We start from the raw sequence: 16,611 nt of genomic DNA, 5'->3' as shown, positions 1-16,611 counted from the left end.
GACTTATGAGGAGCAATAATCCATCTGACAAGGAGATTACACAATGAATCATAAGCTTGCAGCACCTGTCCCCCCGCTGGGCTGGAACAGCTGGGACTGCTACGGCGCAGCCGTAACAGAAGCGGAAATCCGCGGCAATGCCGAATACATGGCCGAGCATCTCAAAGACTTCGGCTGGAGCTATATCACCGTTGACATCCAGTGGTATGAGCCTGGTGCCGTGTCCTCTCTGTACCGCCCCTTCGTCCCTCTAATCATGGATGAATACTCCCGGCTGATGCCTGCCGAGAACCGCTTCCCTTCGGCAGCGGGCGGGCAGGGATTCAAGCCGCTGGCCGACTATGTCCACAGCCTGGGGCTGAAGTTCGGTATTCATATTATGCGCGGCATTCCGCGCCAGGCGGCCCATGCAGGCACTGCTGTTCTGGGTACAGATGCAACCGCCCGCGAGATCGCGCACACGAACTCCATTTGTCCGTGGAATACAGATATGTACGGAGTCGATGCCTCCAAGGAGGGCGCTCAAGCCTACTACAATTCACTCTTTGAACTGTACGCCCAGTGGGGCGTCGATCTGATCAAGGTGGATGACATCGCCGCCTCCAGACTGTACGATACCCATCAGCCGGAGATTGACCTGATCTCCCAGGCGATCGAGAACTGCGGCCGTCCAATGGTGCTAAGCCTCTCACCCGGCCCTGCTCCGGTAGAATACGCACAACATTTCACCGAACATGCCAACATGTGGCGCATAACGGATGATTTCTGGGACCGCTGGGAGCTGCTGCTGGACATGTTCAGCCGCTGCCGCAGCTGGCAGGGCGTCCCGCAAGCCGGCTCCTGGCCGGATTGCGACATGCTGCCGCTCGGCCACATCGGCGTCCGCTCCGTCGACGGCGGCGGGGATGACCGCTGGACCCGCTTCACCCGGGACGAGCAGCTGACGATGATGTCGCTCTGGAGTATTTTCCGTTCGCCGCTGATCTTCGGCGGCGAGCTGCGGGACAATGACGACTGGACCCTGTCGCTGCTCACCAACCGCGAGGTGCTGCGCATGCAGCGCGAGAGCCATGGCGCCAAGGAAGCCCTGTACCGCGATGAGCTGATTGTCTGGACTGCTGCTCATGACGACGGCACCCGGTATGCGGCCGTCTTCAACACCAGCAACAGTCCGCTGCCGGTTGACCTGAGCCTCGAAGAGATCGGCCTCGGCGGCGTGGCCGCAGGTACGGAGCTGTGGAGCCAGACGCCTGCTGAGCTTAGCGGCGGCGTGCTACAAACCACCGTGCCTCCGCACGGGGTACGGTTATATAGCTTCTCGTAGGAGAAGCTAGGCAGAAATACCAACAGCCTGCGGGAATGGAGTAGTTCCATTCCCGCAGGCTGTTTTTCAAACAGTATAGATTAAGAATCTTGCTCCTCTAAATACTTATGCCTTCCCCATCGTGCTGATATCAATCACAAACCGGTAACGCACATCCGAGGCCAGCACACGCTCCCAGGCTTCGTCAATCTGGTCAGCCGAAATCACTTCGATCTCGGAAGCGATCTGATGTTCAGCGCAGAAATCAAGCATCTCCTGTGTCTCGCGGATTCCCCCGATCATCGAACCGGCAAAGGAACGGCGGTGTCCGATCAGCGAGAAGGCATTAACAGCCAAAGGATCAGCAGGTGCACCGACATTCACCAACGTCCCGTCCAGCGCCAGGAGTGACAGGAAAGCATTGATATTCACCTGCGCACTGACCGTATTAATGATCAGGTCGAAGGAACCGGCCAGCTGCTTGAATGTCTCCGGATCAGTGGTGGCATAATAATGATCTGCGCCCAATTGCAGGCCGTCTTCCTTCTTCTTCAGGGATTGGGATAACACCGTAACCTCAGCCCCCATGGCATGAGCAATTTTCACTGCCATATGCCCCAGCCCGCCGAGACCCACTACAGCTACCTTTTTGCCGGGAGCAGCTCCCCAGTGGCGCAGTGGTGAGTAAGTAGTGATTCCGGCACACAACAGCGGTGCAGCAGCGTCAAGCGGAAGGCTGTCGGGAATCCGCACCACGAAGTCTTCAGTGACAACGATATGTGTGGAATATCCGCCTTGTGTATAGTGCCCGTGGCGGTCAGTCGCTCCATAGGTTCCCGTGTTCCCCTCCAGGCAATATTGCTCCTCGCCTTGCCGGCAGCTGCTGCACTCACCGCAGGAATCGACCATACAGCCTACCCCGACACGGTCGCCAACAGCATATTTCGTCACTCCAGAACCGATCTGGCTGACAATACCTGCAATCTCATGCCCCGGAACCAGCGGATATTTCACCGGTCCCCACTCCCCGCGGACGGTATGAATATCGGAATGGCAAATACCGGCGTATTTAATCTCGATCAGAACATCCTGCGGCAGCAGCTCCCGGCGTTCGATCGTAGTCAGCTTGAACGGGCCTTCCTGGCTGAATGCAGCGCGTGCGTTAACTTGTATCATAGTGAGACCTCTTTTCAATAGAATAGTAGACATCATTCCTTAAGCTTTACAAAGCCTATGATATTCCTTAAAGTTAACTCTAAGTCAAGCCCGAAATATCCAGGACAGGAGAACGATGATGAAGACCTATTCCATAAGCGAAGCCGCAGCGCATTTCAACATGACCCCGCATACCCTGCGTTATTATGACAAAGAGGGCCTGCTCCCTTCTATAGAGAGAACTCCCAGCGGCAAACGCGTATTCAAGCCCTCCGATATGGAGGCCCTGCGGATCATTGAATGCCTGAAGGCCTCCGGGATGCCCATCAAAGAGATTAAGCATTTCATTGAATGGTGCTCCGAAGGAGATTCCACCCTGCAGCGCCGATACGACATGTTCCTGGAGCGGAAGGCTTCTGTAGAAGCGCAAATGGAGGAATTAAGAAAAACGATGGAAGTCATAGACCATAAATGCCACTATTATAAGACTGCCCTGGAAAAGAGTATGGAAGTGGTCCACCAATCCTAACCAGCCGTATGGTTCATCAGCCTCCGCAGCGGTTATCGTTACATAGAACGGTTATCGCAGACACATCCTAAGACAGAACCTGCACTTAGAAGGGAGACTGACAGATGAAGGATGATCAAAAAGCTCCGCTTGACGGACGCACCGCAGGTGTCCACCCGATCCCGGAGGGCGAATCCAGTCCGGCAGACGGTCAATCGGAAACAGACAAGCTGGATGAGATCGTAGGCGCCGTGCTGGGGAATGACACGGAGGTAGCGGCTCCCGGCCTTGCACCAGATCTGGAAGAGAAGAGGAACCGCAAGAATCCGTAGCCTTGTGACGAGGCAGTACACAGCCGGGCCGGACAAGAGTATCTCTTATCCGGCCCGGCTATTTTATATGCTGATTTTGCCCCCTACTCCTCTAACTCCTTACCACACCCGCGATTCAGCGCTTCCTGATAATAAAGGGCGCCGATAGCAATATCAAAGGCGGCCATTCCCATCGGATTGAACATGACCGCTTCCTCCTTCGGGAATTTCGCCAGCGCGTTGCCGCAGACCACCTCGACGATGGACGCCGTGTCTTCCTTCCGCAGCCCTCTTTGATTATGCATATGTTCAATATCCGTATTCGCACGGCACACTTCATCCCAGTCATCAACAATAATGGCAGAGGTGTAGCTTAAGATAGCCGGGGTGAAATCGCGCAGAGACACGTTCAGCAGCAGACTCTGTGCTTTGGGCTTGCGGTCAATATAACCGGAGCTAGAAATTGTACAGGTGATGAACAGATCAGCCCCTTCGTAGGCATCCTCCCAGGAATCCACAGGCCGCACCCTTGTACCAAGCTCTTCCGGGATGGGTTGCAGTGTATCTTGATTCGGATCAAAGATCCGAACCTCCTCCAGCCGGTCCCCGAGCAGCTGATTCAGCATCGACAGATGGAGTTGACCGATCGGCCCGAACCCGACGATACCGGCAATAATTTTACCGGCAAAAGGGTGTACCTTCTCGTATTCCTGAATCATCAGCCCGCTGACCGATGCTGTGCGAATCCCGGAGATAAGCGGGCTGTTGATTATAGCCACAGGCTTCCCGCTGCCGGAATCATTCAGGATCGTAACCGAGTGGGCACGGGGAAGCTGCCTGGCATGGTTACCGGGAAAACTGGCGATCCACTTGATGCCTGCCATCCCGATCTCTCCGCCCACATAAGCAGGCATGGCAATAATCCGGCTGCTTGGATCTTTATCAAAGAGCAGATAGGGTTTAATAGGCTGGGAGAATTCGTGCGCTGCCATCACTTGAACCGTTCTTCGTATCATATCGACACTTCTGCTCCAGGGAAGCTGAATGCTCTGTAAATTTGCAGTATTTAAGAATAACATCGTTGGCCTCCTCAGCTTAAAGGTCTGGCAACAATATGCAGACCAATCCCATTCTGGATTTCACTGCATTTCTGCTCAGCCTGCTCTGCATCGTCCCCTCCAACGGTAACTCTGCCAATCCAGTCAAAATTAGACCGTGGATAGGATACCTCGCGCCCGGCAGCAATGAAATGCGACTTCAGGATATCCGGCCGCCCCTCTAACTCCTTAAGGCCGGTAACTTCCAGTAACGTCCCGTCCACCGGCGAACAGAATTCCCGGGAAGCGGCTCCGCGGGAGACCGTTGCCGTCAGATTCGGCTCTTCCCCCATATGCATACGAAGCACTTCAGCGGGCAGATGGATGCCGGTTGCGTATTTAATCATCTCCGGAACAGGACCTCCGACCATACGGGGATTGAACTCAATGATCTTGGGACCTTCAGGGGTAAGGGCCACCTCCGTGTGGGTCGGGCCAAAATCAACCCCAAGCGCACGTAATCCTTGGCTCACAGCCTCAACAATCTCCGTCTCATTGCTCAATTGAACCGGGAAGCTCGCCCCTGTCTCCACAAAATAAGGAAACCCGACCAGACGGCGGTCCGTAATCCCGATCAGAACATCCTTCCCTTGATACGTAACCATCTCCACACTAACCAGAGGCCCTGCTGCGAACTCCTCAATGAGCACATCGGCACTTCCATAGAGATTCCGACCATAATTCCGGTTGTTCACATAGCTGTCGTACGAGAGCCGCAGCTCTCTCTCATTGTTAACCAATACCACGCCAATGCTCATTGCCCCGTCACAGGGTTTAATGATGCAGGGATAGCCCATGGCCTGTGCATGCTGACAAGCTTCCTCAACGCTGGCTGCCAACAAAGAGACCGGAACCGGAACACCGTTCTGGAGGCATAGTTCTCTGGATTTATATTTATTCCGGGCATTCTTGGCGGCCAGCGGATGCATGGTCGGCACACCAATAGCATGCGCAGCAGCCGTTGCCTGAACCACGTAGAATTCCGCAAAAGACATGACTCCCGTTAGCGGATGTACTTTGTGGTACTCTTTTACAAAATCGACCACAGCCTCTTCATTGAAGGTATCCACTTCATGTATGTAATCAACCATATGTAGCGGATGAGACGCCAGCGGCTGGCCCTTCAGATAATGCTGGATATCCTGGGTAATCAAAGTAACGGTATACCCCAGCTCTCGGCAAGCCTGAATGCCTGTAATAGATTCATTACTTTCTACCAATAACAGATGCTTCACTCCATGCAACCTCCTTCAGTGCAGGCAGAATTTGTACTTCTCTCTCCAAATATTGCAGGAGCTGTGACAGCCTGGCTTGCAGTGAGACCGAATCCCCGCCGACGATGATTACGGTCATCACTGCATCCACACTGGAATGGGCAGCGTCCAGTTGTTCGCCTTCTCTGACCCGGGGCACATATTCCTTTACCCATTCAAAGGGCAGCGTCTGCGGAATGGTTTTTACTGTCCCTGGACGTTTCGGCATTAGATAGACCCCCGCTACCTGCGGCGGACTGGACGCGGGCAGCTTCAGCTGCAGACCGCATTGCGCCCGGACCCACTCCCGGTTCAGATTAACACCATACATGGCACTGACGGATTCGCTGATCCGCCCGCCTGCGGTCCGGCTGGCAATTTCACAGAATACCCATTCATCCTCCGGGGTATGGAACATTTCACAATGAAAGGTTGAGACTCCCGGTGAGGGCAAGGCTTCAATGACCTGCTGAACTTCATGAACCAGCCGCTCATACACCGCGCAGCCGGGGCTGAGCAATTCTACGAAGCAATCCTGCTGGAGAATCTCCAGCGGCTTGCAGGAATACTTGCCCGCAGAAGCAAACCGGATCTCCTGGCCCATCATAAGGCCGTCAATCTCATACATCTCTCCCTCCACATATGCTTCAACCATTAATCCGCTGCCAAGCCCGCGTTCCCACACCTCGTTCAATTGCTCCGGGGTCCATATAATCTCCGTATTCATGGAGCCCATGCCGTCAACCGGTTTGACCACAACCGGCAATCCATGTTCCAGTACAAAATCATACAAGTGAAGCGGCGAATCCAGTCTGCGAAACGCCGGACATAACACAGACTGCCTTACCAGACTTTTCATCACCGCCTTATCCCTGTAAGCAGTTGCGCTGTCCAGCCGTTGTCCAGGCAGGTGTAGCCGATCACGCAGCCGGGCTGCACGAATCAGATCGCTCTCATCGAGGGCTATAATCAGACGGTAAGGATGATCTTCATACAAACGTAGCGCATCAATCTCTACCCGGTCATTGGTCACCCAGTTGTCAAATACCTGTACAAGGGCATAGGGTTCCGTTGTCTCACCATATGCCGGAGAAGTATACAGGTATACCTCTTCATCCAGATCCTCCAGCCAGCTCAGATAAGGAGCGAAGGCTCGCCTCCTTTGATTCAGAATTAATACCGCCATAGTTTCCCCTCCTCCTTGTTATGAACAGGTGACCGGTTTAACATTACATACAGTACAAGGGACAGCCCCGACAGAACAGCTAATGATAACCAGAAGTAAGACAGCTCTCCGTAGATGCTCCACATATGTATGAATTGTAGCCCGGTATATACACCGATTCCTTCGCCAAGGGCTGTGGACAATCCGATGATACTGAAATACGTGATACGCAGATCCGGATGGGCAGCGTTAGAGACATACGCATCTATCGTGGGTATGAATAACATTTCTGCAAGGCTGAACAGCGCGACGAATACGTAATAACCCCAGATTGAGCCGATGAACGCATTCATAGAAAAAGAAACACTGAACAGCAGAAACGCCAGCATCAGCCGGTATCCCTCACGCTGGCCTGACAACGCGGTATTCATCCAGCGCCCGACAGGAATCTGCAGGAGCACCACAAGGATTCCGTTCAGCATCAGCAGACTTCCCAGCCTTTCCGGAGCGTTATAATAAGTGCCGATTAAATAAGGAAAGGAATTGAACAATTGGGTGAAGAAAAAGCAGCCGATCATATTGAACAGCAGCACCTTACGGAAGCTTTTATCGAGCAGAACGGTCTGATATCCTTTCCAGAAGCTTACCGGCTTCCGTTCCCGGTCCTGCAGGCTGCACCCGGGCGGGAAGATACTGAGCAGGATGGCACCCGCAATATAAAACCCTCCAACGAAGGACAACGTGAAGCTCTTCAAGGAGCTTGTCAGCAGAAAGGAGCCGATTAAGGGCCCGGCAATGGCTGCACCGTTCGTATACATATTGGAATTCGCAAAATAAAACAGGGCATTGCCATCCTTACTCCCCACGAAGGATAAAGAAGCCTTGGAGGATAAGCCTCGGACAGAGTAGCCGATCCCTGCAATGATAAGCTGTATAGTAATCAACACCGGAGACTGCCAGAAATCTACCATAGCGATGGAGACCCCTGTTAGCAGGCAGCCGAACCACATGCATTTGAACGGGTCCATGTTGTCCAGCAGGGGTCCGGTAAGGAATCTCGCACTGCGGTAAGACACCGTGAAGATCATGGTAACTACAGCGGTAACCGACAGCGGCAGTCCTTTGACCTGAGACAGATAGACCGTTAATATCGCCGTCATGGCGTAGAAGCCAAGATGGGTAACCAGCGTGTTCAGACAAATGGAGAATATCGGCCGGGGCACCTTTAACTTTCGGAAAAGATTCATGTGACTGCCTTCCTTGCAATCGGCACACCCATCTGCGCCTGTCTGTAGGCTGTCAGATCAGCGGTCATGCGGCCTATTAATTCCTCCGGCGAATGGCGCCGCTGTGATCCGCACACTTTGGCAGATTGGCTGCACAGATAACAGGGGCGCGGCGGGGCCCCGATCTCCCTCCTGCCCACTGCTCTTCCCGAAGAACTGTAAATATCAATATCCCAATAGGCGCTCAGCGGATGTCCCTGTTCGAATGACAAACAGAACCGTTTCAACGCTGTAGCCTCCCATGACACCTGCATATAGGCTACCGGACCAACACTCAAGTCGATCCGCTCCACGGACATCACCTCACAAGCTGATGAAGCCAGCGCTTTCTGCATAGCCCCGATACAGAGCTCGAACAATTCATAAGTGCAATCCAGCCTCTTGGATGGTCCGGGAATATTCATCATGATCTGGATCAGCGAGCCTGCCGCCGGAACCCTCGCCTCTCTAAGCTCAGGGAGGCGCTCACGGTCACGAAGAATGGCAGACATAACGGAGTGGTTCTCCACATACTTCCCCCCCTTGATGCTCGTCCCACAAGTGCAGGGCAACCGTCATGGCCAGAAGATCGGCCGATCCCCCGGGCGACAAGGAACGAAGCTGGAAATCCTTCTCCAGCTTGCGGATATAGGCCCTGCCCTCAGAGGTGAACAGGCTCCCCCGGTCCAGAGCCTCCAGCGCACACGCTTGCGTATAACTGATCCGCGTCCTGTCAAAGTCACGGTTCAGAAGCGTTGTATCTTGAACCACAGACATCAGGGAGAACAAGCAATGAATAACCGCCGTTCGCATGTTCGCCCCCTGATCAAGCGCAGAACGGAAGGAAGGCAGACCCTGCTGGAGAATGGAAGGAAATCCGTCGATCACTTCTCCGCGAATGCCTCTGATCCGCCATTCCCTGTACGCGCGTCCGCCTGTACTTGTAATCTGTGTCTCCTTCAGGATGTCCGTTAGCTGCTTACGAAGCGGACTCCCGGCGATCCCTCCGGCCAGCCGGCAGATGTCCTGTGGTTCTGCGCCGCCGGATGGCCCTTGGCTGGTTATTCCCGCAGCCGCACATAGAATCAGCCCCAGGAAGATCGTTCCCTTATGGGTATTCACTCCCCCGGTAGCCCTCAGCATGCCAGCCTCGGCACGCCGCCCGAGCTTCTGGAGCATTCTGAACAGATCTTCCCTGCCGGTTCTGTCCGCAGATTCTTCTATGCCCAAGCGGGCTGCGGCCTGGTAATACGGCTGAATGCGGAGTGCGCTTCGCAGAAAAGTGTAGATATCCATATCCCCGTGAGAACCCGTGCTGACGGCGGAGACCAGTCCGGGAGAAGGCCAGCTCACCGCCTCCGCCAGAACACTGTAGGTCATCGCCTCAGCAAGCGAATAGGATGTATCCTGTTGCGAAGCTGTCATTGTGCGCTCTCCGGGATCGCCTCAGGCCAGTTGTCATGATCCAGGCCATACTGCTGGAGGAAGCTCCAGACTACCCGCTCCAGTCCTAGCCCGATGCAACCCGACCACGTTTCCGTATTGTCCCTCAGTCTAAAGTTAAAGGTTTTCGCAAAAAAATCGCCATGCGTATCATAGGAAGCAATAGAAATCGTGTCGTTTTTATACGGAATATCCGCACGAACCTCGTATTTCACATGTTTGGGCACTTTGAAATTCTGCTTCACCTTACCCGGCAGGAAGAATGGATCATTGGCTAAGGCGCACTCGCCTTTCATCCCTACGGCTTCCATCCACTCGATGGTCCACCCTAATGTCAAGTCACGCATCCGGGTGACGTATTCGGGAGTACCCAGAAATACGAATTCCCGCATGGTGAAATTCAATAACCGTTCAAGCAGATATACACGTTTGCCTTCATTGCGGAAGGACTGGCCTTTGAGCACAAAAGCGGTATTGTCCTCAAACATCTGATCCTCCATTTCCATATAGACTTTATAGCAGGGGGCAGATTGCAGGATATAGGGAGGCGTCTCCAGATAAGGACCGCAGTCCTGCGGCAGCTTCCCGTTATTCACGGATACATCTGTAGCGAAGGATTTCATTGTCTCATGATCATGGCTTAAATGAGTGGCCAGCAGCAAATGCATCGGTGCGCTATGGAAGTAATTCATCTTCTCGGCGAACGCAGCAGGCAACAAAACTGAATACTGCCGTTCCTGACAATCCCCGATCCTCCGGCCGACATAATCCACATAACTCTGGTCAAAATACTCCAGCAGACGGATGATCGGGCGATGGTAGGCCAGCTCCTGATTCTTCAGCAGAGTGAGCCATCCCTGCTCCAGCAGGCCGTCCGAGATGTTCAGATCGTTGCCCGGCTTGCAGCAGGAACACAGATGCTCTAATGGAGGCTCAGGCAGTTCGACCACATTCAGTGCAGGCTCCTGTACTTCATCGGATGATAAGGAATCCTCCAGGTGCTTCGGGGCGAACCGTTCCAGAAAACCAGCGACTTCCTGTTCGATTTGCTCCCTGGGATAGGCGGATAAATAAGTGACGCTGATGCGCTTCCCTTGAATCGGATCGACCTGCACCTTATGGGCAGATACATTTTGCAGGAACATATGGGTGAAAACAGGGATTTGAAGCTTATTCAGAGTCACAGGCTCAGGTAATTCCAATCGGTATGTTGTGAACATAACAGCCTCCTACGCTAATGAAGTTCCGTAAATCTCTTGGACAACGGCAACCTGGTCAGGATGGATGACTGAACGTCCGGTGAAGCCATATTCCCTGGACAGCAGACAATCCTCGCGGAACCCCTCCAGATCACGGAAGGCCATATAAGTGGTGTCAAAACACTGCAGCTCCATACTCCGGCAGTAAGCTCCCAGCTTCTGCTTGGCGCTAAGCACCTCCCGGGCCGGGTCCACAAGCCCCTTAGCTACACAGTCATTGAAATAATCTGTTCCTCCAAAGGTAAAGGCATAGATATTGTCGCTGGCCTGGTGAATGTCGCCGATATTGGCAATAGCTTCACAGCATTCGATCATGACTTCATAGCTGGGAGTATAGTCCAGACCCAGGTCCCGCAACATCTCCTGCACCTTGCGTTCAATCTGACGCAGATCATCCGCCGTCTTGACCATTGGCAAGCGGATGCGGTCGGGGCGCTGCGGCACAACCTCTTCCAGATCCCGCTCCCAGTGCGGGGTATGAACACTGTTAATGCGGACAATGAGAGTATGCTCCGAGTCTGTGAACTCCTGAAGCGCATTCTTAACCACGTATCTGGCTTCCAGCTTCTTGTCTTCCGGCGTGCCGTCTTCCAGGCAGAGAATAATATTCATAGGATAGAAGGTCATAGCATACTCTATGTAATTCGGTTTGTATCCCGGAACATAGAAATAGACGAGTTGTTCGGCAGCTAGACTCATCCCGTTACCCCTTCCCGCTGATTCACAGGATTCAGAGAGTAGGCTAATGCTTCGCAGCGGCTGCGGACCACCCACTCATTGGCTCCATTGAACCAGATCTGAGGGGACCTGCCCGCCAGTCCATATTGCTCCAATAGAGGGACGACATAATCATAGACCTGCTGGTCCGGGAGCTCCGGCACCATATTGATGAATTGAATCGCAGGATGCCCCTCTTCGATAACTATTTTAATATCGCTAGATTCTATTGATCCGACACTAACATTCACTAAGAACCGACCTCCAATGCGTAATATAGAGCCTCCAGAAGAAAATAATCGCCCCAGATCTGGGATTCTCCTGCGGTTTGAACGATATGCAGGGGTGAACTGGCGTGCACCAGCACTCCCTCGTGGTCAGGACCCGAAGGAGCATATTCCGCAGAAGTCAAAGTATCCAGTATTCGCTCTGCGTGTTGCAGGAAGGGCTGGCGCAAGGGATCTTGATCGCTTAAGGCTGCGGCGAATTGAAAAAATGCAGAGCAGGCAATGGCAGCGGCCGAAGCATCCTTCAAGGCTGTATCTTCGCCGGACAACATCAGATCCCATGCCGGAACACCATCTGTGCAGACATGGGATAAGTAGAAGGCGGAGAGCTGCTGGACCTTGTGTCTCCACTCCTCTTCACGGTTCAATACATATAGCTGTACAGCTCCATACAATGCCCATGTATGACCTCTGGCCCAGACCGATTCGGTGCCGAATCTTGCATTCTTGTTATAGGGCTGCTCTGCGGCTCCCGTAAAAGGGTTCATTCGCATGTATTCGTAAGTAAAGCCGTCTTCCCTCATCATCGCTTCACTGGTAATACGTGCGGATTCCATGGCAGCGGTATGGTAGCGTGTCTCACCGGTTACCCGGCTGGCCCATAACCACAAACGGATATTCATCATACTGTCAATGCCGGCATAATGCTTCCCTTCGGGCAGCCAATTACATTCCAGATACCCGCCCGGAAGCTGAGAATCAAAGAGATGATCGGCAGCTTCAAGCGCGGTGGCCTTATAGGCATCCTTACCGGTCAGCTCATACCCCAGCGCATAAGAATAATAGAACAGAAATCCAATATCCTGATAATCGCCTTGATTCTTGTAGGGTTCGATCAGGCCGATCCAGTGGTCCGCCTCCTCCAGATAGATTGGATCGCCGGTCAGCTGGTAGAGCCGGTAGAGCAAGCCGATAAAAAATCCGGACGACCACTTATCCCCGAGAATATATTTTCCGTGATGCGTGACATAAGGAAGTCTGATCTCCTCTGAGGGCGGCAATGAGGCCAGCCTGGTAAGCTGCTGTCGGGCCTGTCTTACTGCACGGTCAACGACATTGCGGCGTAACGAAACAGAAATTGGGTCCACCCCCGGCTCAAATTTTGACAGCGTGTTTATCCAGTTCAATCGCGTTCTTCTCCAGCCATTCATCCGAGAAAATAGTATTGTAATAGCGGTCTCCCCGGTCAGGCAGAATCGCCAGCACTTTCTCGGTAGCGGGCAGGCGCTCTGCAAGCTTAAGCGCAGCGAACACCGCCGCACCTGCAGAACCTCCAACCAGCAGCCCTTCCTCCTTCACCAGTCTGCGGGTAGTAGCGAAGGCCTCAGCATCCGACACATGGGTAACCTCATCGTACAAATGTCTCCGCATATTGCCCGGGACAATGGCCGAACCAATGCCGATCTGATACCGGACACCCGGCGGCATTCCAAAGGTAACGGAGCCGACTGCATCCACAGCCATTATTTTGATCTGCGGAATATGTTCCTTCAGCCCCAAGCTGCAACCGGTGATTAAGCCACAGGTCCCTGCGGGAATCACCGCCCAGTGAAGCTCCTTGCCGAAGGCTTCATAGATCTCCCGTGAGGTGGTTTGGATGTGCGCTTCCGGATTGCTGGGATTATTATACTGATTCGGCCAGAATGCCCCGAGCTGCTTAACGAGAGCCTGCACCTTGTCTATGCGCGCTCTCAGAAAGTTTCCATACTCGTCAGCCTGCTCCACCATCACGGTCTCTGCGCCATAAGCCTGGATAATGCTGAGATTGACCGGGCTTATTTTGGGATCGACTACACAAATCAGCTTGTACCCTTTTTGCCGGGCCACAAGCGCAAGCCCGATCGCCAGATTCCCGGAGGAAGATTCAACAATCGTGCCGCCGGGTTGCAGCAGACCCGCTTCCTCCGCTTGGCTGATAATGTACAGCGCCGTGCGGTCCTTCATGCTGCCTCCGGGATTAAGTCCCTCCAGCTTGATGAATACCTGCGCCCCAAGAGGCTCCGGAAGGTAATTCAATTTAACAATCGGTGTGTTCCCAATCAATTGCAGCACATTGTCGTAGATCAAATCTCTCACCTCCTAAGGCATATTCTCATATATTTTTCTAATTAAAGTAAAATAATTACATATCGAATCATACCTCTTTATCCTAATAAATGTAAATATATCAAACTTTTTTATCGTTTTGATTAAAATTTTATATATGTTGAGAGTAAGATCGACGGAGGCACTTGGGTGGACGCTCCACGAACGGACCGTTGTTCCAATCGCTGTTGTCCCCAGATTTTATTGATTCTCCTTAGCGGTGAAAATCCGGGGACAAAGGCGACCGCTGACGCTTTTACACAATCGTTCCGTCCTTTCCGCTGTTTAAGCGGGATACGAAAACACTTTTCAACATCTATAATCTATTGAATCAAGCAATCGACCAAAAACAAAAAACAGCGATTCTCCAATAATGGAAGAATCGCTGCGTTTTTAACGTTTGAAGCTTTTGAGAAATTCGAGAAAAAGACCAACCTGCTTCGTGTTCGGGCGATAGCTCTCGTTAACTTAATCAGCCCAATTATACCAATGAAGATCAAATCACAACAGAAAAGACATGGCTGCTACAAAAAAAGCTAGAAGTGACGTTATCCCACACACAAACAACAACAGATCCAGTTTTTGTTCCCTCAGATGATTCGCAAATAGAAGTCCGGTTGCAGTCCATATTATCAGAATCGTAATGTAAAAGAATACAGAATCATAAAGTGTTACGAATAAACCGCCTCCTAAAGATAATAATATCCTGATTATTAAATACCATATCCAAGCCCCCCAAGCGGCACTGCAAATAACAAAAAAAAGACTAATGACCATGAGTTACTCCTCTTATTCCTTCTCTAATCCTTCTAACAACTTATCGGTTCAATCTCCTAATTTATGCATGACCTCACTACTTAGATTTATAGAACTCATGATGAACTTGATCAGGTTATGGAAACAATATGATGTAAAAAAATAAACCAATCGCGATCGTTTCCGATTCGAATTGGTTTATTTTTACGTTTCCCCGAATCCACTCCACTGATAGTGCACCCATAAAATAAAAGAAGAGACCTTTCTACTAACAGATCTCTCTCCTTAACGCTGCGTCCTTTCTTCCCCGCCTGTGTCCAGCCGGAAGCCCCCCACGACTTCCTTCTTCCAATCATTAAAGATATCCAAATTATGATAGATCTTGTTTTTTCAATCTTCAAATCCACCTCTTTAATCAGATCGATCACATCGTCCACTAACGAGCCGAGAATATTTAATACATAATTAGATTTCCATTACTTTATATACATATTTATGATATTATATGTAAGTTAAATGGAATAATATATATAGTAAGGGAATAATAACTTTATAGTTTTAAGACTGTTTTATTAAATTTCACTGAAGGCAGATGAATGAAGAATACTATTAAAAAATTTTTATTATTGATGAGCACTGCAACATTTCTAGCTGGAACAACAGGTCTTACTCAAGTAGGGGCGCAAAATTACCCTACTTCCACTTTTAATAGTCATATCTCAGATAATCAATTGACCAATTCCCAAGTTCAACAAAAATTAACAGACAATATTAATGAGATTGAAATATTTATGGAAACTCAAGGAACAACCGTTTTAAATGAGCTTGTTAAAGGCAAAGAAAGACTTGAAAAGGATTTTGAGAATGAAACTGACGAAACCGAAAAAGTAAATTATCAGATTTAATTGCGGGTTATGATACAAATATCGCTGAATATGAAAATTATATTTCCCAACAGAATTCACTTAAAAATGGATTTTCAACTGCTGGGGTATCTGACTCTGTGCTATCTCCTGCGGTAAGTTCAATAATTGCTTTTTTTAATGTACAAGGTTATCTATTGGCTTCTGAGTTGCTAACTTATGCCAAACAATCTTCAAATGGGGGCTCATACACTCCATACTATAAAAGTCAGGCAAATGGAACTGCCGAATTAGCAAGACTTAGAACTACTCAATCCACTGTAGTAATGAATTTCTAGTCATTCTTAAATAATATGAATTTAAATTATGCCCGTATATTCCCAAATCCTACTCTCACTATTAAAATAGAGGATATGAAATGATGAAAAACACAAGAATAATCATTGGTAGATTCGTTATTTTAATAATCTTATTGGCCGTGTTGTATAAAGGTTATTTTGACAGTAGTAAAGAAATAGAATTTTTCAACGATACGTTCGGAATACAACTGCCAAAAAAAAGCGAAATTATACTGAGTAAGAAATCATATGGGGCAATGGGAGATGGGTATCGGGTGTATATCTATCAAGTCGATTCTGAGAACATGAAAATAATAGCAGAAAAGGGCCGGGAGAATCATTGGTCCGAACTCCCGCTTCCTTCAGATTTTGCGGCTTCATTCTTCAAAAAGATCAGGGCGATAACAGATGAGACAACTTCTAAACTAATACCACTCAATGCTGACAAAGGATACTTTGTGATAAGAAATAACCAAACCAACGCTTCAATTTCAGGGACTGATGTATTTAACTCCAGCTTCGACAATGTAATAATTGGAATGATGAATCTTGATAAGAATAGAATTTACTTATTATCATATAACATGTGAGCAGGATCTTGATATTTGATACCGCCAAAATTAGCTCCAGCTTTAAGAAGAGGACCAGGAAACCTGGTCCTCTTCTTAATGTATAGTTTAAGTGGCGAAATGGGCTCGTGCAACAAAATTGCTCAATACGAGTAATACATGACATATAGTGTTATTTAACATATCTATTAATCACCATTAAAATTACACATTTTAATAAATATAGTATTTAGTCTG

The 16,611-nt window shown here is 50.3% G+C and carries 17 protein-coding genes; 5 read left to right on the top strand and 12 right to left on the bottom strand.

What is annotated here, in order from left to right; all coding sequences use genetic code 11:
• Positions 1-43 precede the first annotated feature (43 nt).
• Complete coding sequence (locus tag NST43_RS05685) at positions 44-1,324, top strand: glycoside hydrolase family 27 protein (RefSeq protein WP_339223059.1); 1,281 nt, start codon at positions 44-46, stop codon at positions 1,322-1,324.
• 105 nt (positions 1,325-1,429) lie between these two features.
• Here NST43_RS05685 and NST43_RS05680 read toward each other — a convergent pair whose 3' ends face one another.
• The gene (locus NST43_RS05680; RefSeq protein ID WP_036723869.1) at positions 1,430-2,479 is read right to left on the bottom strand and encodes an NAD(P)-dependent alcohol dehydrogenase; all 1,050 of its coding nucleotides are present in this window, start codon (positions 2,477-2,479) and stop codon (positions 1,430-1,432) included.
• A 118-nt stretch (positions 2,480-2,597) separates the two neighbouring features.
• Here NST43_RS05680 and NST43_RS05675 point away from each other — a divergent pair, with 118 nt between their 5' ends.
• Together NST43_RS05675 and NST43_RS05670 are read left to right on the top strand one after the other, a co-directional pair.
• The gene (locus tag NST43_RS05675; protein WP_036723871.1) at positions 2,598-2,987 is read left to right on the top strand and encodes a MerR family transcriptional regulator; all 390 of its coding nucleotides are present in this window, start codon (positions 2,598-2,600) and stop codon (positions 2,985-2,987) included.
• A gap of 104 nt (positions 2,988-3,091) precedes the next feature.
• A complete protein-coding gene (locus tag NST43_RS05670; protein WP_339223056.1) occupies positions 3,092-3,298 on the top strand; it encodes a hypothetical protein in 207 nt (68 codons plus the stop codon).
• Between the two features lie 83 nt (positions 3,299-3,381).
• Here the strand turns inward: NST43_RS05670 and NST43_RS05665 are convergent, their stop codons facing one another.
• From NST43_RS05665 to sbnA, 11 genes are read right to left on the bottom strand one after another with little or no spacing between them, the layout of a single operon-like run.
• Positions 3,382-4,356, bottom strand: coding sequence for a 2,3-diaminopropionate biosynthesis protein SbnB (locus tag NST43_RS05665; RefSeq protein WP_339223055.1), 975 nt, complete (start codon positions 4,354-4,356; stop codon positions 3,382-3,384).
• Between the two features lie 11 nt (positions 4,357-4,367).
• Positions 4,368-5,609, bottom strand: a complete 1,242-nt coding sequence (locus NST43_RS05660) for an ATP-grasp domain-containing protein (RefSeq protein ID WP_339223054.1) — start codon at positions 5,607-5,609, stop codon at positions 4,368-4,370.
• Entirely contained in the window at positions 5,581-6,813 is a 1,233-nt protein-coding gene (locus NST43_RS05655) for a hypothetical protein (RefSeq protein ID WP_339223052.1), read from the bottom strand. Before NST43_RS05655 ends, NST43_RS05660 begins: the two co-directional genes overlap by 29 nt.
• Positions 6,801-8,039: an MFS transporter gene (locus NST43_RS05650; protein ID WP_339223050.1), complete on the bottom strand. Its 1,239-nt coding sequence runs from the start codon at positions 8,037-8,039 to the stop codon at positions 6,801-6,803. Before NST43_RS05650 ends, NST43_RS05655 begins: the two co-directional genes overlap by 13 nt.
• Positions 8,036-8,569 carry a citrate lyase holo-[acyl-carrier protein] synthase gene (gene citX, locus NST43_RS05645; RefSeq protein ID WP_339223049.1) on the bottom strand — a complete coding sequence of 178 codons (534 nt, stop codon included), beginning with the start codon at positions 8,567-8,569 and terminating at the stop codon, positions 8,036-8,038. Before citX ends, NST43_RS05650 begins: the two co-directional genes overlap by 4 nt.
• Positions 8,550-9,482 carry a triphosphoribosyl-dephospho-CoA synthase gene (locus tag NST43_RS05640; RefSeq protein WP_339223048.1) on the bottom strand — a complete coding sequence of 311 codons (933 nt, stop codon included), beginning with the start codon at positions 9,480-9,482 and terminating at the stop codon, positions 8,550-8,552. Before NST43_RS05640 ends, citX begins: the two co-directional genes overlap by 20 nt.
• A complete protein-coding gene (locus NST43_RS05635; protein WP_339223047.1) occupies positions 9,479-10,720 on the bottom strand; it encodes a hypothetical protein in 1,242 nt (413 codons plus the stop codon). Before NST43_RS05635 ends, NST43_RS05640 begins: the two co-directional genes overlap by 4 nt.
• Positions 10,721-10,729: 9 nt before the next feature.
• Positions 10,730-11,458 carry a CoA ester lyase gene (locus tag NST43_RS05630; RefSeq protein WP_339223046.1) on the bottom strand — a complete coding sequence of 243 codons (729 nt, stop codon included), beginning with the start codon at positions 11,456-11,458 and terminating at the stop codon, positions 10,730-10,732.
• Positions 11,455-11,727: a hypothetical protein gene (locus tag NST43_RS05625; RefSeq protein ID WP_173130892.1), complete on the bottom strand. Its 273-nt coding sequence runs from the start codon at positions 11,725-11,727 to the stop codon at positions 11,455-11,457. Before NST43_RS05625 ends, NST43_RS05630 begins: the two co-directional genes overlap by 4 nt.
• On the bottom strand, positions 11,727-12,851 hold the full coding sequence (locus NST43_RS05620; protein ID WP_339223044.1) for a glycoside hydrolase family 88 protein: 1,125 nt from the start codon (positions 12,849-12,851) through the stop codon (positions 11,727-11,729). The genes NST43_RS05625 and NST43_RS05620 overlap by 1 nt, the downstream gene beginning before the upstream one ends.
• A 7-nt stretch (positions 12,852-12,858) precedes the next feature.
• Positions 12,859-13,830: a 2,3-diaminopropionate biosynthesis protein SbnA gene (gene sbnA, locus NST43_RS05615; protein WP_339223042.1), complete on the bottom strand. Its 972-nt coding sequence runs from the start codon at positions 13,828-13,830 to the stop codon at positions 12,859-12,861.
• Positions 13,831-15,200: 1,370 nt separating this feature from the next.
• Here sbnA and NST43_RS05610 point away from each other — a divergent pair.
• Together NST43_RS05610 and NST43_RS05605 are read left to right on the top strand one after the other, a co-directional pair.
• The gene (locus NST43_RS05610; RefSeq protein ID WP_339223041.1) at positions 15,201-15,509 is read left to right on the top strand and encodes a hypothetical protein; all 309 of its coding nucleotides are present in this window, start codon (positions 15,201-15,203) and stop codon (positions 15,507-15,509) included.
• Between the two features lie 376 nt (positions 15,510-15,885).
• Positions 15,886-16,395 (top strand): hypothetical protein, encoded by a 510-nt coding sequence (locus NST43_RS05605; RefSeq protein ID WP_339223040.1) that lies wholly within the window; start codon positions 15,886-15,888, stop codon positions 16,393-16,395.
• The last annotated feature ends 216 nt before the right edge of the window (positions 16,396-16,611 follow it).

Source organism: Paenibacillus sp. FSL H8-0332 (genome assembly GCF_037963835.1).
Taxonomy (GTDB): Bacteria; Bacillota; Bacilli; order Paenibacillales; family Paenibacillaceae; genus Paenibacillus_AQ; species Paenibacillus_AQ rhizoplanae.
This window is presented reverse-complemented; position numbering and strand designations above follow the sequence as displayed.